The following is a 20,420-nucleotide window of genomic DNA, read 5'->3' on the forward strand; positions in this document are numbered from 1 at the left end:
GCCACTCACGACCCACGGGAGGGTCAGGCCTTGGTGATCGGCTGCTGTAGCTCGGTGACCCACTCGTCCCCGTCCTCCGGGCACTCGAGGTAGAACTCGCGCGCCGGGCCGCTCGCGCGGTAGCCGTGGGCGTCGACCCACTTCGCCAGCGTCTGGTAGCTGGAGAGCACGGTCGCCATCGAACCTCGGTGCAGGATCGTCGCGGCGGTCGCGACTTCGGCGAGGCGGACCGTCGAGAACCCTTCGGTGCCGTCGGTTTCGGCCGAGATCGGGACCGCGGCGTGGATCAGCACTCGTTCGCCGTCGGCGTCGTCTTCGTAGTAGGCGATGAGCGGTCCGGACGGCGTGATCGGGCCGAGCGCTCCGAACAGTTCCTTGTACAACCCCTGTACGACGGGGCCGATCTCGTCGTTCACGTAACCGCTCGCCGTCCCGGTCAGCTCGGCGACGCGCACCGCGGGCAGGCTTTTGACGACGACGTCTTCGGAAGGCATGGTTCCCTCGCTTTCGATCGACCGGAGCCTCGCTTCGACGGCCTTGAGCCGCGCCTCGTCGGCCGCGATGGCCGCTTCGAGTTCGGCGCGGCGCAGCCGCAGCATGCCGCGTAGTTCGTCCGCGCCGATCTCCGCGTCGAGGATCTCCTGCACCTGGGTGAGGGTGAAGCCGAGATCCTTGAGCGCGATCACCCGGTTGAGCCGGGCCAGCTGCTCGCCGGTGTAGGACCGGTAGCCGCTGAACGGGTCGACGTGGGCAGGACGCAGCAGCCCGATGGCGTCGTAGTGACGCAGCATCCGGACCGACACCCGGCCGTGCTTGGCGAAATCTCCGATACTGAACATGACGCCTCCCAGCGCACAGCCTGACACGGTGTCACGGTCAAGCGGTCATCGCACGAGCCGGAAGAACGACCGCACCTCCTCGGTGAACACAGCGGGCTGCTCGAAGGCCGCGAAGTGACCGCCCCGGTCCAGCTCGTTCCAGTACCGGATATCGGTGAAGCGGCGCTCCGCCCAGCGGCGGGACGGGCGCGGGGTCTCGCGCGGGAAGATCGAACAGCCGGTCGGCACGGTGAGGGTGTCCACAGTGGACTCTGTGAACCAGCTCGACACCTCGGCGAAGCTCTCCCAGTACAACCGGGCGGACGAGGCGCCCGTGCCCGTCAGCCAGTAGAGCGTGATGTCGTCGAGGATCGCGTCGCGGCTCAGCGTGTTCTCCGGATGGCCGTCGCAATCGGTCCACGCCTGGAACTTCTCGACGATCCACGCGCACAGCGCGACCGGCGAGTCGGTCAGCGCGTAGCCGATAGTCTGCGGCCTCGTCGCCTGCTGGATCGCGTAACCCGAACCGTCGGCCTTGGCCCTTTCGAGGTCGGCGAGCGACTTCCGCTCGTACTCGGTCAGGTCGTCGAACGTCGCCGGGTCCGGCGCCGCCAGTGGTGGGTTGAGGTGGATCCCGGCCAGCCGTTCGGGCGCCGTCAGGCCCATGAGCGTGGTGATGCTGGTGCCCCAATCGCCGCCCTGGGCGCCGTAGCGCTCGTATCCAAGGCCCTCCATGAGGCGGATCCACGCGTCGGCGATGCGCTGGATCGACCAGCCCGCCCCCGCGGGTTTGTCGCTGAAGCCGTACCCGGGCAAGGAAGGGACGACGACGTGGAAGGCGTCCGCCGGATCGCCGCCGTGGACGACCGGATCCGTGAGCGGGCCGAGCACGTCGAGGAATTCGAAGACCGAACCCGGCCAGCCATGGGTGAGGATCAGCGGCAGCGCGCCCGGATGCGGGGAGCGGACGTGCAGGTAGTGGATGCCGAGTCCGTCGATCTCGGCCCGGAACTGGGGGAACGAGTTGAGCCGGGATTCCGCGGCCCGCCAGTCGTGGCGCTCGGCCCAGTACGAGCACAGTTCACGCAGGTAGGCGGCGGGAACGCCTTGCGACCAGTCGTCGACGGTCTCGTCTTCTGGCCAGCGGGCACGGCGGAGCCGCTCTCGGAGGTCTTCGAGGTCGGCCTCCGGGATCCGGGTTTGGAACGGCGTGCTGTCCATGACGGCTGACGCTAACGAGGGGGTCCGACAATTCGTGGACTTCCGGCGGCTCGAGTGCTATAACCAGACTACATACTGTATACAATCTGCCGTGAGTGGGGTGGGACCCATGCCCGATCCTCGAATCCTGCGAGACCACTACGGCCGCCGGTACCGCGTCGGCGAAAGCGACGTGGACCTGATCGGCAGGCCCCGGTCGTGGATGCTGTGGCTCGGCTGGACCGCGATGTTCGCCGCCGGTATCCAGCAATACGGCTTCGGCGTCGTCGCGCCGGTCCTGATGGACACCTATGGCTGGACGTTCCCCGAAGTGATCGCCTCCTTCGCGCTCTGGACGGTCTGCCAGGCATGCGCGGTGTACCCGGTCGCCCGCCTGCGCGAGCGCGGGATGTTCCCGCCCGCGGTGGCGGTAATCGCCGGCGGGGTGCTCTGTGCCACCGGGATGTTCACCTTGGGACACGCGAACAACCTGACCGCGATGTTCCTCGGCTACTCGGTGCTCGGCGGGATCGGGACGGGCGTCGTGTACGCGACCTGCGTCGGCACGGTGATGAACTGGTTCCCCGACCGCGTCCCGGCGCGGGTGGGCGCGGTCAGCGGCGCTTTCGCCTACGGCAGCGTGCTTTTCGTGCTGGGCGCCGGGTTCTGGCTGACGGAGGGCAATCGCCGTCCCCTGCTGGACGTCGTCGCGGTGGCCGTGCTCATGATGATCGCGGGTACCGCGGTCCTGCTGCGTGATCCGCCGCCCCGCTGGTGGCCGGAACGGCCGGATCCGCGGATGTGGGCGGCCGACAAGGTGCGCAACCGCGGGGTCGCGGTGAACCGGCCCGCGCTGCGCGAGTACCGGCCGGGGGAGGTGCTCCGCTGTCCGACCGCGGTGGCGATGTACCTCATCGTCGTACTGGCCGCCGCGGTCCTCCTGTTCGATGTCGCCTATCTCGCGACTTTCGTGGCCGCGCAGGGAGGCGGGCCGGAACTCGCCGCCGTCGCGCTCGCGGTGCTCGCCGGGGTGACCGGTGCGGGACGGGTCCTGCTCGGCCGGCTGTCCGACCGGCTCGGCAGGCGCCGGATCCTGCGGCTGGCGCTGGCCACTGGCGGGATCGCCCAGTTCGTCCTGCTCTACTCGGGTGATCACGCGGTGGGGCTCGTCGCCGGTGCGGCGCTGGCGGGGCTCGGCAACGGGAGCTGCTACTCGCTGCTGGTGTCGCTGGTCCGCGACTACTTCGGCGAGGAGTCGGCGCTGCCGAACTTCGGGGTGCTGTACAGCGCCAAGGCCGTCGGGGCGTTGCTCGGTGTCGGTTTGGCCGCGTTCGTCGTGTCCACGCACGGCCATCTCGGCGCGTTCGCGGTGGCGGGCGCGCTCAGCGTTCTCGGCGCGCTGCTCGGCGGACGGCTTTCCCAGCCGGGGCGGCCGAAATCGCTGTTGCCGGCGGTCCGCTGATGGGCCGGGTGACGAGCAGGCGGCGCGTGGTCCGCGTCGTCGACGGCGTGCCGGGTGCCCGCCCGGACACGCTGACCGTCGAGGAGCCACTGGAGATCCGCGTCGGCGGGAAGCCGTTGACGATCACGATGCGGACCCCCGGGCACGACTTCGACCTCGCCGCCGGATTCCTTGTCGGCGAAGGAATCTCGAGGTCCGCGAAGGACATCCACTCGATCCGTTACTGCGCGGGTGCGACCACCGACGGCTCCAACACCTACAATGTGCTGGACGTCGTACTCGCGGAGGGCGTCGCCCCGCCCGACGCCTCCCTGGAGCGGAACTTCTACACCACGTCGTCGTGCGGGTTGTGCGGGAAGGCGAGCCTCGACGCCGTGCGGACCACCGCGACCTGGCCGGTCGACGGCGACGATCTGGTGATCACTCCGTCCACAGTGGCCGAACTGCCGGGTCGGCTCCGGACGGCGCAGCTGGTCTTCGACCGCACCGGCGGGCTCCACGCGGCCGGACTGTTCAGCGCCGTCGGGGAACTGTTGTGCCTGCGGGAGGACGTCGGCAGGCACAACGCCGTCGACAAGGTGGTCGGCTGGGCGGCACGTGCCGGGCGGCTGCCGTTGTCCGGGACGGTGCTGATGGTCAGCGGACGAGCGTCGTTCGAACTGGTGCAGAAGGCGGTGATGGCCGGGATCCCGCTGCTGGCCGCGGTTTCGGCGCCGTCGTCGCTGGCGGTGGACCTCGCCGCGGAGATGGGCCTGACCCTGGTGGGGTTCCTGCGGGGCGCTTCCATGAACGTGTACACCCGCCCGGACCGCCTCGGCCTGTCCTGACCCCGCGTTTAGTCCAGAGGGCTAAACGCGGGCCTACGAGACCTCGGCGAGCGTCCCCGTCCGCTCGTCGTAGACGAAACCCCGCACCGAGGCGGTGTGCAGCAGGAACGGTGACGTCCGCAGCCGCGCGATGCACTGCCGGACGTCCTGCGCCGAGTCGGTGAACGTCTCCGCCGCCCACGGTGGCCGGATTCCCGTGCTCGCCTCGATCTGGCGGGCGAAGTCGGTGTCGGTGAACATCCGCATCCCGCAGTCGTGATGGTGGATGAGCACGATCTCGCGGGTGCCGAGCAGCCGCTGGCTCACCGTCAGCGACCGGATCGCGTCCTCGGTCACCGCGCCGCCGGCGTTCCGGATGACGTGCGCTTCGCCCTCGCGTAGCCCGAGCAGCCGGTACACGCTGATCCGCGCGTCCATGCACGCCACCACCGCGATCCGCCGTCGCGGTCGTCGCGGCGCCGCGCCCATGATCTCCTTGTAGCCACGCGCGTTCGCCAGCAGCGCGTCGATCTCGCTCACCGGACGAGTACCTCCCGGACGACCGACGCCGTCTCGCTCGGGGTGCGGCCGACCGCGATCCCGGCCGCTTCGAGTGCTTTCTTCTTCGCCTCGGCGGTGCCGCTCGATCCGGACACGATCGCGCCGGCGTGCCCCATCGTCTTCCCCGCCGGCGCGGTGAACCCGGCGATGTAGCCGACGACGGGCTTGCTCACCCTCGCGCGGACGTACTCGGCCGCGCGTTCTTCCGCGTCGCCGCCGATCTCGCCGATGAGCACGATCACGTCGGTCTCGGGATCCTTTTCGAACTCCTCTACGACGTCGATATGCGTGGTGCCGATGATCGGGTCGCCGCCGATGCCGACACAGGTCGAGAAGCCGTGTTCACGCAGTTCGTGCATCAGCTGATAGGTCAGGGTGCCGGATTTCGAGACCAGCCCGATCCGGCCCGGTTTCGTGATCCCGTCCGGGATGATCCCGGCGTTGGACCGGCCGGGGCTGATCACGCCGGGGCAGTTCGGCCCGATGACGCGCGTCGGACTTCCCTTGGCGTGGGCCCAGAAAGCCGCCGCGTCGTGGACCGGAACACCCTCGGTGATGACGACCGCCATGCCGATTCCGGCGTCCACGGCGTCGATGACGGCGTCCTTCACCGCGGGCGGCGGCACGAACAGTACCGACACATCGGCGCCGGTCGCGGCGACGGCTTCCGCGGTACCGCCGAACACCGGCAGGGCGCGTCCACCGAGGGAGATCTCCTCCCCGGCCTTGCGCGGGTTGATCCCGCCGACGACGTCCGTTCCCGCGGCCAGCATGCGCGCGGTGTGTTTGCGGCCTTCGGCGCCGGTCATCCCGGCGACGACGATCTTGCTGTGTTCGTCGAGGAAGATCGCCATCTCACGCCTCCGGTTCCGCGGCCGCCAGTTTCGCCGCCGCGCCGGCGGCGTCGTCCATCGTGTCCGCCAGGGTCACCAAGGGATGCGCGGCTTCGACGAGGATCCGCCTGCCCTCGGTGACGTTGTTGCCGTCGAGCCGGACCACGATCGGTTTGTCGGCGCGGTCGCCGAGCCGGGTGAGCGCGCGCACGATCCCGTCGGCGACGGCGTCGCAGGCGGTGATCCCGCCGAAGACGTTGACGAAGACGCTGCGCACCTGCGGGTCGCCGAGGATGACGCCGAGCCCCGCGGCCATGATCTCCGCCGACGCGCCGCCGCCGATGTCGAGGAAGTTCGCGGGCCCTCTGGCGCCTGCTTCCCCCGCCGCGGCCGCCACGACGTCCAAAGTGGACATCACCAGCCCGGCGCCGTTGCCGATCACGCCGATGTCGCCGTCGAGTTTGACGTAGTTCAGCCCGGCTTCGCGGGCACGGCGTTCGAGCGGATCCTCGTCCGGGGAATCGATGAAGACGGCATGGGCCGGGTGCCGGAACGCGGCATTGGCGTCGAGGGTGACTTTCCCGTCGACCGCGACGACCGTCCCGTCCGTGGTCAGCACCAGCGGATTGACCTCCACCAGCGTCGCGTCTTCCGCGACGAAGACGTTCCACAGTGCGACAACGGCACCGATCGCGGCCTCGGGTAGCCCGGCCGCCTCGACGATCCGTTCCGCCAGAGCGCCGTCCACGCCGGTCCGTGGATCGATCTGGATTCGGGCCAGGGTCTCGGGTTTCGTGGCCGCCACCGTCTCGATGTCCATCCCGCCTTCGGCCGAGGCCATCGCGAGGAACGTCCGGCCGGCACGGTCGAGCAGGAACGAAAGGTAGTACTCCTCGGCGATCGCGCTCGCCTCGGTGACGAGCACCTTGTGTACGTGGTGTCCCTTGATGTCCATTCCGAGGACGTCCTCGGCCGCTTGCTCGGCGTCGTCGGGGGAGCGGGCCACTTTCACGCCGCCTGCCTTGCCCCGTCCGCCGGTCTTCACCTGGGCCTTGACCACGACGGATCCACCTAGCTCGACGGCGATCGCTCGCGCCTGTTCCGGGGTGGTGACGACCTTCCCGGCAGGAACCGGGACGTGATGCCGCTCGAAGAGATCCCGTGCCTCGTGTTCGAAAAGGTCCACGCGAAGTCCTTTCTCGAGGGGAGAGGAAACCTGCTTGCGGCCCTGGACACCGGAGCGTTCGAAGAGTAACTATATGCCTACCTCATACGGTATGCAATCTACAGTCTGCCGCGACCAGGGGCTTCGAGCAGGGGCCGGGCGGACGGAGCAGATCCGGAAACGAGCGCACGGATCAGAGAGGTCCGGCGTGCGACAAAGAGGAGTTGAACGATGGCGCCAACGACCGGCACCGCGGCGGACACCGCGACGAAGGCCACCACCAACGGTTCCGAACCCGCCCCGGAGCTGATCTCCGGCGGCCACCTGGTGGCCAAGGCGCTCAAGGCGGAGGGCGTCGACACGATCTTCACCTTGTGCGGTGGGCATATCATCGACATCTACGACGGCTGCGTCGACGAGGGCATCGAGGTCATCGACGTCCGGCACGAGCAGGTCGCGGCGCACGCGGCCGACGGCTACGCGCGGATCACCGGCCGCACCGGCTGCGCCGTCGTCACCGCGGGACCGGGCACGACGGACGCCGTCACCGGAGTCGCGAACGCCCTGCGCGCGGAGAGCCCGATGCTGCTGATCGGCGGGCAGGGTGCGTTGACCCAGCACAAGATGGGCTCACTGCAGGATCTGCCGCACGTCGACATGATGGCGCCGATCACCAAGTTCTCCGCCACCGTCCCGGATACCGCGCGGGTGGCGGACCTGGTCTCGATGGCCTTCCGCGAGTGTTACCACGGCGCGCCCGGACCGTCCTTTTTGGAGATTCCCCGCGACGTCCTCGACGCGAAGGTCCCGGTGGACAAGGCACGGGTCCCCTCGGCGGGCCGGTACCGGGCGTCCACCCGCAACGCCGGAGACCCGGCGGACATCGAAAAGCTCGCCGACCTCCTCGTCCACTCGAAGAAGCCGGCCATCCTGCTGGGCAGCCAGGTGTGGACGACCCGCGCCACCGTGCCGGCGGCCGAGCTGGTGCGGGGGCTGAACATCCCGGCGTACATGAACGGTGCGGGCCGCGGCACGCTGCCGCCCGGCGATCCGCACCACTTCCAGCTCTCGCGCCGATACGCGTTCGACAACGCCGACGTGATCGTCATCGTCGGCACCCCGTTCGACTTCCGCATGGGCTACGGCAAGCGGCTCTCGCCGGACGCGACGGTCGTGCAGATCGATCTCGACTACCGCACCGTCGGGAAGAACCGGGACGTCGACCTCGGCATCGTCGGCGACGCGGGTCAGGTGCTCGCCGCGGTCGCGGACGCGGCCACCGGCCGGGTCGACAACGGTGCCGTCGCGCGCAAGGTCTGGCTCGAGGAACTACAGGGCGTCGAGGCCAAGGCGAAGCAGAAGCGCCTGCCGTTCCAGCATTCCGACGCGAGCCCGATCCACCCGTACCGGCTGGTGCACGAGATCAACGAGTTCCTCACCGAGGACTCGCTCTACATCGGCGACGGCGGCGACATCGTGACCTTCTCCGGGCAGGTCGTCCAGCCGAAGGCGCCAGGGCACTGGATGGACCCCGGCCCGCTCGGGACCCTCGGGGTGGGGATCCCGTTCGTCCTCGCCGCGAAGCACGCGCGGCCGGAGAAAGAGGTCGTCGCGCTCTTCGGGGACGGCGCGTTCAGCCTGACCGGCTGGGACTTCGAAACCCTGGTGCGGTTCGATCTGCCGTTCGTCGGGATCGTCGGCAACAACTCCTCGATGAACCAGATCCGCTACGGGCAGGCGGCGAAGTACGGCCTCGCCAGGGAGCGCGTCGGCAACACTCTCGGCGACGTTCCCTACGACGAGTTCGCCAGGATGCTCGGCGGGCACGGTGAGGCGGTGCGCGACCCCGCCGACATCGGGCCGGCGCTGCTGCGCGCCCGCGAGTCCGGAAAGCCTTCGCTGATCAACGTTTGGATCGACCCGGACGTCTACGCGCCCGGAACCATGAACCAGACCATGTACAAGTAGCCGGGAGGGATCACCGATGGGAAAGGCACTCGACGGCGTCCGCGTCCTCGACATGACGCATGTCCAATCAGGACCTTCGTCCACGCAGATCCTGGCCTGGCTCGGCGCGGACGTGATCAAACTGGAGACACCCGGCCGCGGTGACATCACTCGCGGCCAGCTCAGGGACCTCCCCGGGGTGGACAGTCTCTACTTCACGATGCTCAACGCCAACAAACGCAGCATCACCCTGAACATGAAGAGCGAGCAGGGGAAACAGGTCTTCGAGCAGCTCGTGTCCAGTGTGGACGTGCTGGTCGAGAACTTCGGTCCCGGGGTGGTCGACCGCTTCGGCTATCCCTGGGAACGGCTCGCGGAGCTGAACCCACGCCTGATCTACGCCTCCATCAAGGGGTTCGGCCCTGGGCGGTACGCGGACTTCAAGGCCTACGAGGTCATCGCGCAGGCGATGGGCGGCGCGATGAGCACCACCGGTTTCGAGGACGGCCCGCCCACCGCGACCGGCGCGCAGATCGGGGACTCGGGGACCGGCATCCACCTGGTCGCCGCGATCCTGGCCGCGCTGTACCAGCGGACGAACACCGGGCGCGGGCAGCGGGTCCAGGTCGCGATGCAGGACGCCGTGCTGAACCTGTGCCGCGTCAAACTCCGCGACCAGCAACGCCTGGCGCACGGCCCGCTCAACGAGTATCCGAACGACGTCTTCGGCGACGAGGTCCCTCGGTCGGGCAACGCGTCGGGCGGCGGGCAGCCCGGCTGGGCGGTGAAATGCGCGCCGGGCGGACCGAACGACTACATCTACGTGATCATCCAGCCGGTCGGTTGGGCGCCGATCACCCGGCTGATCGGGAAACCCGAACTCGCCGAGGATCCGGACTGGTCCACTCCGGAAGCCAGGCTGTCCAAATTGGACAAGGCCTTCGGAATGATCGAGGAGTGGACCGAGCAGCACACCAAATGGGAGGTGATGGAGGCGCTCAACGCCCACAACATCCCCTGCGGTCCGATCCTGTCCACCAAGGAACTCGCCGAGGACGCCACACTGGCCGAACTGGGTTCCGTCGTCGAAGTCGACCATCCCGAACGAGGTGCCTTCAAAACCGTGGGCTGCCCGCTGAAGCTGTCGGATTCGCCGGTCGAGGTCGAGCGCTCGCCCCTGCTCGGAGAGCACAACGCCGAGGTCTTCGGCGAACTCGGCTATGGCGAGGACGACCTGGACCGGCTGCGCGCGGCCGGCGTGATCTGAGGAGAGACTTCATGGCAGGCAAAGAGATCGTCGAGAAGATCCTCGAGAAGGTCGCCGCCGAGGGGCGGACGTCGCTCACCGCGCCGGAAGGTCGCCAGGTGTGCGAGGCGTACGGGATCCCGACGCCCGCGGAACGGCTGGCGGCCACCGCGGAGGAAGCCGTCGCGCAGGCAGCGGAGCTCGGGTTTCCGGTGGTGCTGAAGATCGTTTCGCCGGACATCCTGCACAAGACCGAGGCAGGCGGCGTGCTGGTCGGCCTGGCGACGGCGGACGCGGTGACGGACGGCTTCCGGTCCATCGTCGCCAACGCCAAGGCGTACGACGCCGACGCCGAGATCACCGGCGTCCAGGTGCAGCGGATGCTCAGCGGCGGGCAAGAGGTGATCATCGGCGCCACCACGGACGCCACGTTCGGCAAGATCGTCGCGTTCGGACTCGGCGGGGTGCTGGTCGAGGTGCTCAAGGACGTCACGTTCCGGCTCGCCCCGCTCGACCGTGACCAGGCGTTCTCGATGATCGACGGTATCGCGGCCGCCGAGATCCTGCGCGGGGTCCGCGGTGCGGAACCGGTCAGCAGGGACGCGCTCGCCGACGTGCTCACCCGCGTCGGTGCCCTGGTCACCGACTTCCCGCAACTGGCCGAAGTCGACCTCAACCCGGTGCTGGCCACACCCGGCGGCGCCACCGCCGTCGACGTCCGGATCCTGGTGGATCCCGAAGCGGCGCGAGAGCCCGTGCGGTTCAGCCAGGAGGAGATCCTGGCATCGATGACCCGGATCATGAAACCGGCTTCGATCGCCGTCATCGGCGCGTCCGCGGAGGCCGGAAAGATCGGCAACTCGGTGATGAAGAACCTCGTGAACGGCGGGTTCGCGGGGGAGATCCATCCCATCAATCCCAAGGCCGCCGAGATTCTCGACCGCAAGGCCTACGCGAGCATCGCCGACGTTCCGGGCGACGTCGACGTCGCGGTGTTCGCCATCCCGGCCAAGTTCGTGCCCGCCGCGCTGGAGGAAGCGGGCCGGAAGGGGGTGGCGGGGGCGATCCTGATCCCGTCCGGCTTCGGCGAGACGGGGAACATCGAACTGCAGGACCAGGTCGTCGCGATCGCGCGGGAACACGGTGTCCGGGTCCTCGGCCCCAACATCTACGGCTACTACTACACGCACGAGAATCTGTCGGCGACGTTCTGCACGCCGTACGACGTCAAGGGCGGGGTCGCGCTTTCCTCGCAGAGCGGCGGCATCGGGATGGCCATCCTCGGGTTCAGCCGGTCGGCGAAAATGGGCGTCTCCTCGATCGTCGGGGTCGGCAACAAGGCCGATATCGACGAGGACGATCTGCTCACTTTCTTCGAACAAGATGAAAACACCGAGCTCATCGCGATGCATCTCGAAGATCTCAAGGACGGGCGATCATTCGCGGAAACGGCGAAACGGGTTTCGGTGCGGAAACCGGTCGTCGTGCTCAAAGCGGGCCGCACGTCCCAAGGCGCGAAAGCGGCGGGCTCGCATACCGGCGCGCTCGCCGGCGACGACAAGGTCTACGACGACATCCTGCGCCAGAGCGGGGTCATCCGGGCGCCAGGGCTCAACGATCTGCTGGAGTACGCGCGGGGTATCCCGCTGCTCCCGACCCCCAAGGGCGAGAACGTCGTCATCATCACCGGCGCCGGCGGTTCCGGTGTCCTGCTTTCCGACGCCTGTGTGGACAACGGGTTGAATCTGATGGAGATCCCGCCCGATCTCGACGCGTCGTTCCGGGAATTCATCCCGCCGTTCGGCGCCGCGGGAAATCCGGTGGACATAACCGGCGGCGAACCACCTTCCACCTACCGGAACACGATCGCGCTCGGTTTGGAGGACGAGCGAATCCATGCCTTGATCCTCGGCTATTGGCATACTATCGTCACCCCGCCGATGATCTTCGCGGAACTCGTTTCGGAAGTCGTATCCGAATATCGCGCGAAAGGGATCCACAAGCCCGTCGTCGCCTCGCTGGCAGGCGACGTCGAGGTCGAACAGGCCAGCGATTTTCTGTACGAGCACGGTGTCGTGGCCTATCCGTACACGACGGAGAAGCCGGTGGCCGTGCTCGGCGCGAAGTATCACTGGGCCCGTTCAGCGGGACTGCTCGGCTGACTTTCCGGCCCGACCCGACCAAGGAGAATGACAATGACGTCATCGACCGCGGCTCAACCACCCGGAGCGTACAAGGAAGTAACCGATTCGAACGGCCGGATCTATCGCATCGGGGAAACCGATCGCGACATCATGGGCCGTCCACGATGGACGATGGTGATCCTGCCCTGGGTCGCCATGATGGCGATCAGTTCCTCGGAATACGCGTTCACGTCGGCGGAGGAGACGCTGGCCGACGCGCACGGCTGGCACGGGGCGACCATCTTCTGGCTGCTCGGGGTCTGGGTGTTCTTCCAGGCGATCGTCGCCTTCCCCGCCGGGAAGATGCGCGAGAACGGGAGGTTGCCCGCCAAGGCGGCGATGCTGCTGGGCGCGACAGGCACCCTCTTGTCCTATCTGGCCCTCGCCTACGCGCCCAGTGAGGTCTGGGCGTATCTGGGCTTCGGGTTCTTCGGCGGGGGCGGGGCCGGCCTGGTCTACGCGACCTGTGTGAACATGGTGGGGAAGTGGTATCCGGAGCGCAGGGGCGGGAAGACGGGGTTCGTCAACGGCGGCTTCGCCTACGGGTCGGTGCCCTTCATCTTCATCTTCACGTCCTATATGGACCTTTCCAACTTTTCGGGCGTCCTGCTCGTGGTCGGCCTCTTCCTGGCGGCGGTCGTCGCGGTCAGCGGCTTCTTCTTCCAGGACCCGCCCAAGAACTGGTGGCCCGCGCACGTGGACCCGTTGAAGGTGTCCGACGATCCGCGGATCCGCCGTTCGCTGCGGAAGAACCCTCCGGCGGTCCGGCAGTACACGCCGAAGGAGGCACTCCGGACCGGGATGCTGCCGCTGATGTGGTTCTGTCTGCTGTGCACGGCCGGGGTGAACATCTTCGGTATCGCGATGCAGGTGCCGTTCGGCAACGAGATGGGGTTCGCGGGCGGGATCGTGGCGCTCGCGATGAGCCTGAAGGCGATCATCAACGGCACCGGCCGCGGCGTGATCGGCTGGATCTCCGACCGCTACGGGCGACGGCAGACCTTGTTCATGGTCTGCGTGGTCCTCGGCCTCGCGCAGTTCGCCGTGTACCTGTCCGGCTCGGTCGGCAGCATGCCGCTGTTCCTGCTCGCCTCGATGATCTCCGGTTTCGGCGGCGGCGCGATCTTCCCGCTGTTCGCGGCGATGACGGCGGATTTCTACGGCGAGAACAACAACGCCAGCAACTACGGCCTGGTCTACAGTTCGAAGCTGATCTCGGGCCTGGTCGGCTCCGGTGTCGGGGCGATGGTCGTGGTGGCCTGGGGTTACGGCGGCGCGTTCTTCCTCGCGGGCGCGACGAGCTTGTTCGCGGCCGCGCTCAGTCTTCTGCTGCGTCAGCCGGGGCGTTCGCGCACGCGCACTCCGCGCCGTGAGCAGGAACTGAACCCGGCTTAGTCCTCCTTCGGCCGTTCGTGGAAGGCCTGCCGGGTGCGCTCGGTGTGCTGGTTCATGATCTTTTCGGCGGCGACGGCGTCACCGGCGGCGATGGCCTTGATCAGCTCTTCGTGTTCCTGCCAGGCGTCGTGGCTGCGAGGACGGGCGATCGGCGTGTAGTACCAGCGGACCCGGCGATCGACCATGCCGATCATTTCGGCAAGGACGGCGTTGCCGGACAGTTCGGTGATGAACGCGTGGAGCGCGGCGTTGGCCGCGACGAGGCCTTCGGTGTCGTCGGCGGCCAACGCCTCCAGCCCGGTCTTCTGCAGTTCCCACAAGCGCTCGACGTCCTCGTCGCCGGCCCTGCCGGCGGCGAGGCGGGCGGAGTGCGCCTCCAGCACGGTGCGCACGCTGAGCAGTTCATCGGCTTCCTCGTCGGTGGGCATGTGCACGAAGGCGCCTTGGGCGGGGCGGAGGTCGACCCAGCCTTCGCTCTGCAGACGCTGCAACGCCTCGCGGACCGGCTGCCTGCTTACGCCCAGGTATTCGGCGAGGTCCGCCTCGACCAGGTGCTGACCGGGTTCGAGGGTCCGGTTGATGATCAGTTCCGCGAGCGCGTCGTAGACGACCTGGCGCAGGGGAGCGGGCCGCTCGACGCGTTTGGCCGTCGCCGGGTTGAGCGTGCCCTTCGTCCGGCGGCCGGTGGGGCCGCGGTCGGGAAGGGGTGAAACGGACTGGCTCACAGGACCTCCGGGGGACTCGTCTGGTTCAGGATACAGGTTTTGGTATGCAAAATCCCGACAATCGCCGCTTCCTCCCGCATTTCGTCCTCTGAATGCGGTGACAGCAAGGCGCACCTCGCGTGATCGTGGGCGCACCTCGCGTGATCGGAGGCGTAACACGCCGGATCCCGATCGCTCGGCGTGGTACGCCTCCAATCACGTGAGTTACGGCTTGACGCACGTGTACCTGGGCGCATTTAGAAGACTAAATGCGACAGGGCTTGGCGCGGCGACCATCTACAGGATACTGTATGCAATCTGGTCTTCGGGTGAGCAGGAGGCACGTCATGAAGGTCGCTGTTCTGGGTGCGGGGGCGATCGGCGCGTACGCCGGGGCCGCGCTGCACCGAGGCGGGGCGGAGGTCCACCTCATCGCGAGACGGGCGCACGGCGACGCGATGCGCGCGCACGGAGTACGGGTGCTCAGCCCACGCGGGAACTTCACCGTCCGGCCCCACGTCACCGACGATCCCGCGGAAGTCGGTCCGGTCGACTTCGTCTTCCTCGGCCTGAAAGCGAACTCGTACGCCTCGTGCGGACCGCTGATCGCGCCGTTGCTGGGCGAGGACACCGCGATCGTGGCCGCGCAGAACGGGATCCCGTGGTGGTACTTCCACGGTCTCAGCGGACATCCGCTGGAGAACCGCCGCATCGAGACGGTCGACCCCGGCGGCGCGGTGAGCGAGGTCCTCGAACTACGCCGCGCGATCGGCTGCGTCGTCTACTGCTCGACGGTGATCGAGGAGCCCGGCGTGATTCGGCATCTCGAAGGGACCCGGTTCGCTTTGGGCGAGCCGAAAGGCGGCGTTTCGTCCCGGTGCGCGGCGCTCGCCGACGCGATGATCGCGGGCGGCCTGAAGGCGCCGGTCGAACTCGACCTGCGCGACGAGATCTGGGTCAAGCTCATGGGCAACGTCGCCTTCAACCCGCTCAGCGCGCTGACCAGGGCGACCATGGTCCAGATCTGCGAGCACCCGGAAACCCGCGAGCTCGTCGCCGCGATGATGAACGAGACCCTCGCGATCGCCCGCGCCGCCGGCTGCGACCCGAAGGTGTCGGTCGAGAAGCGCATCGACGGCGCCTGGCGCGTCGGTCACCACAAGACGTCGATGTTGCAGGACCTCGAAGCGGGCAAACCGCTGGAGATCGACGCGATCATCGGCGCCGTCGTCGAGCTGTCGGAGCTGACCGGCGTGCCCGCCCCGGCGCTGCGGCACGTCCACGCGGCGATCGGCCTGCTCGACCAGACAGCGAACGCCGTTCCCGTGGGAGCGCACTGAATCGGAGGAACCCGATGAAGCGCAAGAACACCGAACCGTACGTCCGCCTCACCCAGCCGCTGGTCCGCGACTCGGGCGAGCTGCGCCCGGCGAGCTGGGAGGAGGCGCTGGAGCGAGCCGCCACCGGGTTCCGGCGCACGCTCGAAACCAAGGGACCCGAGGCTTTCGGCATGTTCTCCTGTGCCAGGGCGACCAACGAGATGAACTACGTGGCGCAGAAGTTCACGCGCTCGGTGATCGGCACGAACAACGTCGACTCGTGCAACCGCACCTGTCACGCGCCGAGCGTCGCCGGGCTGGCGCGGGTGTTCGACAGCGGCGGCGGAACGTCGTCGTACCAGGAGATCGAGGACGCCGACGTCATCGTCGTCTGGGGCGGCAATCCGCGTGAGGCCCACCCGATCTTCTTCCAGCACGTGCTCAAGGCCGTCCATCGCGGCGCCAAACTGTTCGTCATCGACCCGCGCCGGACCAGCACCGCGAGCTGGGCGCACCGGCAGCTCCAGCTGCACGTCGGCACGGACATCCCGCTGGCGCACGCGGTCGCCCGCGAGATCATCCACTCCGGACTGGCCAACACCGCCTTCATCGAACGTGCCACCGAGGGGTTCGCCGAGTTCGCGGCCTCGGTCGAGCCTTGGACGCTCGAGGTCGCCGAGGAGGTCACCGGTGTCCCGGCCGAATTGATCCGCGAACTCGCGCACACCTACGCCCGCGCGGACCGCGGCCAGCTTTCGTGGACGCTCGGGATCACCGAGCATCACAACGGCACGGACAACGTGCTGTCCCTGATCAACCTGGCGCTGCTGGCCGGACACGTCGGCCGGTACGGCGCCGGACTGAATCCGTTGCGCGGGCAGAACAACGTCCAGGGCGGCGGGGACATGGGCGCGATCCCGGACCGGTTGCCCGGGTTCCAGAACATCCTCGACGCGGAAGTCAGGGCGAAGTTCGACACGGCGTGGGGCTCGGACATCCCGCCGCACAAGGGGCTCAACCTCACGCAGATGCTCGACGCGATGGAGCGTGGCGAGCTGACCTGCGTCTACATCATCGGGGAGAACCCGGTGCAGTCGGAAGCGGACTGCGAGCACACGATCAAACGCCTGTCCAATGTGGATCTTCTGGTGGTGCAGGACATCTTCCTCACCAAGACCGCGCGGCTGGCCGACGTCGTGCTGCCGGCTTCGGCGGCCTGGTGTGAATCCGACGGCACCTTCACCAACAGCGAACGCCGGGTCCAGCGCGTCCGCAAGGCACTCGAACCGCCGGAGGGCGCCCGCGACGACATCCAGTTGCTGTGCGAACTGGCCCGGCGTCTTGGACACGACTGGAACTACCGGGGTGGCGAGGACGTCTGGAACGAACTCCGGGCGCTGTCGCCGATGCACGCCGGTATGAGTTACGCGAGGCTGGAGGAGCTCGGCGGCATCCAGTGGCCCTGCTATCGCGAGGACGAACTCGAGCCGACCTTCCTGCACGGGCGTCTCTGGGAGGAGGACCCGGCGAAACGCGGCCGCCCGGCGCCGTTCACCGTGATCGCGCACAGCCCGCCGGTGGATCTGCTCACCGAGGACTTCCCGATCCGGCTGACCACCGGCAGACGGCTGGACTCCTACAACACCGGCGTCCAGTCCGGCGGCTTCCCCTCACCGCTGCGTCGCGGTGAGACGCTCGACCTGTGCCGGGCCGACGCCGTCAAGCTCGGCGTCGTCGAGGACGAGGTCGTGCGGATCTCCTCCCGTCGCGGGGAGATCGAGGCGCCGGTCCGGATCGACGAGGGACTGCGTCCGGGGCTGGCGTTCATGACCTTCCACTTCCCGGACGAGATCGACGTCAACGTCATCACCATCGAGGCGACCTGTCCGGTCGCGGGCACGGCCGAGTACAAGGCCGCCGCGATCCGGGTCGAGAAGCTGCCCGCCACCGTGTGAGGAGTCCTGAATGGACCTGCGCTTCCTGAACGCCGAACCGACGGACGCCGAGCGGGCCGCGGTCGACGCGTTCGGCACCGGAGGCCGCGATCAGCTGCTTCCCGTGTTGCACGCCGTGAACGACCGGATCGGCTGGATCAGCCAGGGAGCGCTGAACCACATCTGCCGCCGGCTGAACGTCCCTCCGGCCGAGGCATACGGTGTGGCCAGCTTCTACGCGTTGTTCTCGCTCAAGGAACGGCCGCCGCGGGTCGTGCACGTGTGCACGGACCTGGCGTGCCGGGTCAACGGCGCGGAGGCGTTGTGCGACGCGCTGACCGAGACCACCGGCGCCGCGGGGTTCACTTGGCATCGCAGTCCGTGCTTGGGTGTCTGCGAACGTGCCCCCGCGGCGCTGGCCTTCGAGGCCGGCGATCCCGCCCAAGAACGGCTGCTCGCCCCGGCGAGTCCGGGTGAAGTCGCCCGCGCCGCGTCCGGTGAGTCCGAAGTGGACGAATCGCCGGTTTCGGTTCCGCAGCAAGGAGAGTCAGGGCTGCGGCTGTTGCGCCGGGTAGGTGTCGTCGACCCGGAAAGCCTGGACGCCTACCGCGCGTCCGGTGGCTACACGGCGTTGAGGAACGCGCTGTTGCTCGGGCCTGCCGGGGTCATCCGTGAGGTGACCGACTCGGGGCTGATGGGCCGGGGCGGGGCGGCGTTCCCGACCGGCCGGAAGTGGGATGCCACCGCGAGGCAACCCGAGCGGACCCGGTACCTCGTCTGCAACGCCGACGAGAGCGAACCGGGCACGTTCAAGGATCGCGTGCTGATCGAGGGGGACCCGTTCGCGCTCGTCGAGGCGATGACGATCGCCGCTTTCGCCATCGGGGCGCGGAAGGGATACGTCTACCTTCGCGGTGAGTACCCGCGCGCGCTGAAAGTGCTGCGCAACGCGATCGACATCGCCCGCGAACGTGGGTTCCTTGGCGAGGACATCATGGGACGTCGAGGTTTCTCGTTCGACATCGAGATCAGGCGGGGTGCGGGCGCCTACATCTGCGGCGAGGAAACGGCGATCTTCAACTCGATCGAAGGCTTCCGCGGCGAGCCGAGGACCAAACCGCCGTTCCCGGTGGAGAAGGGGCTGTTCGGCAAGCCGACGGTGGTGAACAACGTCGAGACCCTGGTCAATGCCCCGCTGATCCTCACCGAGGGCTGCGACGCTTACCGCCGTATCGGGACGGATCGCTCGTCCGGGCCGAAACTGTTCTGCCTGTCCGGCAATGTCCGGCGTCCCGGCGTGTACGAGGTGCCGTTCGGGACGACGCTCGGTGAACTGCTCGAACTCGCCGGGGGAGTGCCGGAGGGCCGCGAGCTCCGGGCGATCCTGCTCGGTGGCGCGGCGGGGGGTTTCGTGCGCCCGGACGAGACCGCCTTGCCGTTGACCATGGAAGACGCCCGCGCGGCAGGCGCAACCCTCGGTTCGGGTGTCGTGCTGATGCTGGACGACCAGGCCGATCTCGGCGGATTCCTGTTGCGGATCGCGGCCTTCTTCCGGGACGAGTCGTGCGGGCAGTGCGTGCCGTGCCGGATCGGGACCGTGCGGCAGGAGGAGGCGCTGCACCGGATCGTCGGCGGCCGCGGGCTCGGCACCGGCGGGGACGATCTCGCGCTGCTGCGCGAAGTCGGCCAGGTGATGCGTGATTCGTCCATCTGCGGACTGGGCCAGACCGCATGGAACGCCATCGAGTCGGCGATCGACCGGCTGGGCGCGCTGGAGGAGCAGTCATGACCATCGTCGAAATAGGACTTCCGCGACGGCTCGTCGAGTTCACTGTGGACGGTGAGGCCGTCCGCGTTCCCGAAGGCTCGACGATTCTCGACGCCTGTGCCGCGGTGGGCAAGAACATCCCGACGCTCTGTTACGGCGACACCCTCGAACCGGCGAACGCCTGCCGGGTCTGCATGGTGGAGGTCGAGGGCTCGCGCACGCTCGTGCCGTCATGCTCACGCAAGGCGGAACCCGGCATGGTGGTGCGGACCGAGACCGACCGGACGCGGCTCAGTCGCAAGGTGGTGCTCGAACTCCTCGCTTCGGCGACGGATCTGTCCACCACGCCCGACGTCGCGGACTGGATGGCCGAAAGCGGCGCGGCACCCGAGCGTTTCGGGCCACCCGCACCGCCCGCGGACGACCGGGACGAGCGGCGTCCGGGAGAACACGAGATCCCGGACGGGACGACGGCGGCGACGGTACGCCAGCCGATCAAAGTGGACAACGAGCTTTACGTCCGCGACTACGGGAAATGCATCCAGTGCTACAAGTGCGTCGACGCGTGCGGTGAGCAGTGGCAGAACACCTTCGCCATCACCATGGCGGGGCGGGGTTTCGACGCGCGGATCTCGACGGAGTTCGCGAACCCGCTGCCGGACAGCGCGTGTGTCTACTGTGGAAACTGTGTCGAGGTATGCCCGACCGGTGCGCTGAGCTTCAAACGCGAGCACGACAAACGCGAGGACGGGACCTGGGACGAGTCGAGGCAGACCGCGACGACCACCGTCTGCACCTTCTGCGGCGTCGGCTGCAACCTCACCCTGCATGTCCAGGACAACGAGATCGTCAAGGTCACCTCTCCGCACGAGAGCTCGGTGACCCACGGGAACCTCTGCATCAAGGGCCGCTTCGGCTGGCAGCACGTCCAGAACCGCTGACGGCTGAGTGGGTCGTGAGTGGCGAGAGAGGGCAACGGCGGCGCGTTGCGAAAGCCACTTTCGCAACGTTGAAGGTTGCGAAAGTGGCATTCGCAACCTCCGGCGAGCGAGGACCGGGCCTGCCCATCCCTGACGCTT

16 protein-coding genes are annotated in these 20,420 nt (G+C 68.2%); 10 read left to right on the plus strand and 6 right to left on the minus strand.

Annotated elements, in window-relative coordinates; genetic code table 11:
- Positions 1-23: 23 nt before the first annotated feature.
- On the minus strand, positions 24-839 hold the full coding sequence (locus tag ACFVM3_RS38450; protein WP_378444753.1) for a MerR family transcriptional regulator: 816 nt from the start codon (positions 837-839) through the stop codon (positions 24-26).
- A gap of 45 nt (positions 840-884) precedes the next feature.
- Complete coding sequence (locus tag ACFVM3_RS38455) at positions 885-2,039, minus strand: epoxide hydrolase family protein (protein ID WP_378444754.1); 1,155 nt, start codon at positions 2,037-2,039, stop codon at positions 885-887.
- Positions 2,040-2,148: 109 nt separating this feature from the next.
- Here ACFVM3_RS38455 and ACFVM3_RS38460 point away from each other — a divergent pair, with 109 nt between their 5' ends.
- Positions 2,149-3,480, plus strand: coding sequence for an OFA family MFS transporter (locus ACFVM3_RS38460; RefSeq protein ID WP_378444755.1), 1,332 nt, complete (start codon positions 2,149-2,151; stop codon positions 3,478-3,480).
- Positions 3,480-4,307 carry a formate dehydrogenase accessory sulfurtransferase FdhD gene (gene fdhD / locus ACFVM3_RS38465; protein WP_378444756.1) on the plus strand — a complete coding sequence of 276 codons (828 nt, stop codon included), beginning with the start codon at positions 3,480-3,482 and terminating at the stop codon, positions 4,305-4,307. Before ACFVM3_RS38460 ends, fdhD begins: the two co-directional genes overlap by 1 nt.
- 33 nt (positions 4,308-4,340) lie before the next feature.
- Here the strand turns inward: fdhD and ACFVM3_RS38470 are convergent, their stop codons facing one another.
- From ACFVM3_RS38470 to sucC, 3 genes are read right to left on the minus strand one after another with little or no spacing between them, the layout of a single operon-like run.
- The gene (locus ACFVM3_RS38470) at positions 4,341-4,826 is read right to left on the minus strand and encodes a beta-class carbonic anhydrase (protein WP_378444757.1); all 486 of its coding nucleotides are present in this window, start codon (positions 4,824-4,826) and stop codon (positions 4,341-4,343) included.
- Positions 4,823-5,701: a succinate--CoA ligase subunit alpha gene (sucD, locus tag ACFVM3_RS38475; RefSeq protein ID WP_378444758.1), complete on the minus strand. Its 879-nt coding sequence runs from the start codon at positions 5,699-5,701 to the stop codon at positions 4,823-4,825. The genes ACFVM3_RS38470 and sucD overlap by 4 nt, the downstream gene beginning before the upstream one ends.
- Before the next feature lies 1 nt (position 5,702).
- A complete protein-coding gene (gene sucC, locus ACFVM3_RS38480; RefSeq protein ID WP_378444759.1) occupies positions 5,703-6,866 on the minus strand; it encodes an ADP-forming succinate--CoA ligase subunit beta in 1,164 nt (387 codons plus the stop codon).
- 210 nt (positions 6,867-7,076) lie between these two features.
- On the opposite strand from sucC, the gene ACFVM3_RS38485 reads away from it, so the two are divergent.
- From ACFVM3_RS38485 to ACFVM3_RS38500, 4 genes are read left to right on the plus strand one after another with little or no spacing between them, the layout of a single operon-like run.
- Complete coding sequence (locus tag ACFVM3_RS38485; protein WP_378444760.1) at positions 7,077-8,813, plus strand: thiamine pyrophosphate-binding protein; 1,737 nt, start codon at positions 7,077-7,079, stop codon at positions 8,811-8,813.
- A 16-nt stretch (positions 8,814-8,829) separates the two neighbouring features.
- Positions 8,830-10,059: a formyl-CoA transferase gene (gene frc, locus ACFVM3_RS38490; protein ID WP_378444761.1), complete on the plus strand. Its 1,230-nt coding sequence runs from the start codon at positions 8,830-8,832 to the stop codon at positions 10,057-10,059.
- An 11-nt stretch (positions 10,060-10,070) separates the two neighbouring features.
- On the plus strand, positions 10,071-12,200 hold the full coding sequence (locus ACFVM3_RS38495) for an acetate--CoA ligase family protein (RefSeq protein WP_378444762.1): 2,130 nt from the start codon (positions 10,071-10,073) through the stop codon (positions 12,198-12,200).
- 33 nt (positions 12,201-12,233) lie between these two features.
- Positions 12,234-13,616, plus strand: a complete 1,383-nt coding sequence (locus ACFVM3_RS38500) for an OFA family MFS transporter (protein ID WP_378444763.1) — start codon at positions 12,234-12,236, stop codon at positions 13,614-13,616.
- On the opposite strand, the gene ACFVM3_RS38505 is transcribed toward ACFVM3_RS38500, so the two are convergent.
- On the minus strand, positions 13,613-14,341 hold the full coding sequence (locus tag ACFVM3_RS38505) for a GntR family transcriptional regulator (protein ID WP_378444764.1): 729 nt from the start codon (positions 14,339-14,341) through the stop codon (positions 13,613-13,615). The two genes, ACFVM3_RS38500 and ACFVM3_RS38505, sit on opposite strands and share 4 nt — an antisense overlap.
- Positions 14,342-14,667: 326 nt before the next feature.
- On the opposite strand from ACFVM3_RS38505, the gene ACFVM3_RS38510 reads away from it, so the two are divergent.
- The 4 genes from ACFVM3_RS38510 to ACFVM3_RS38525 are packed head-to-tail and all read left to right on the plus strand — an operon-like array spanning position 14,668 to position 20,282.
- Positions 14,668-15,660 (plus strand): 2-dehydropantoate 2-reductase, encoded by a 993-nt coding sequence (locus tag ACFVM3_RS38510; protein WP_378444765.1) that lies wholly within the window; start codon positions 14,668-14,670, stop codon positions 15,658-15,660.
- Positions 15,661-15,674: 14 nt separating this feature from the next.
- A complete protein-coding gene (locus ACFVM3_RS38515; protein ID WP_378444766.1) occupies positions 15,675-17,594 on the plus strand; it encodes a molybdopterin oxidoreductase family protein in 1,920 nt (639 codons plus the stop codon).
- Positions 17,595-17,604: 10 nt separating this feature from the next.
- The gene (locus ACFVM3_RS38520; RefSeq protein WP_378444767.1) at positions 17,605-19,362 is read left to right on the plus strand and encodes an NAD(P)H-dependent oxidoreductase subunit E; all 1,758 of its coding nucleotides are present in this window, start codon (positions 17,605-17,607) and stop codon (positions 19,360-19,362) included.
- Entirely contained in the window at positions 19,359-20,282 is a 924-nt protein-coding gene (locus tag ACFVM3_RS38525) for a 2Fe-2S iron-sulfur cluster-binding protein (protein WP_378444768.1), read from the plus strand. Before ACFVM3_RS38520 ends, ACFVM3_RS38525 begins: the two co-directional genes overlap by 4 nt.
- Positions 20,283-20,420: the final 138 nt, after the last annotated feature.

Source organism: Amycolatopsis sp. NPDC057786 (assembly GCF_042797905.1).
Lineage (GTDB): Bacteria > Actinomycetota > Actinomycetes > Mycobacteriales > Pseudonocardiaceae > Amycolatopsis.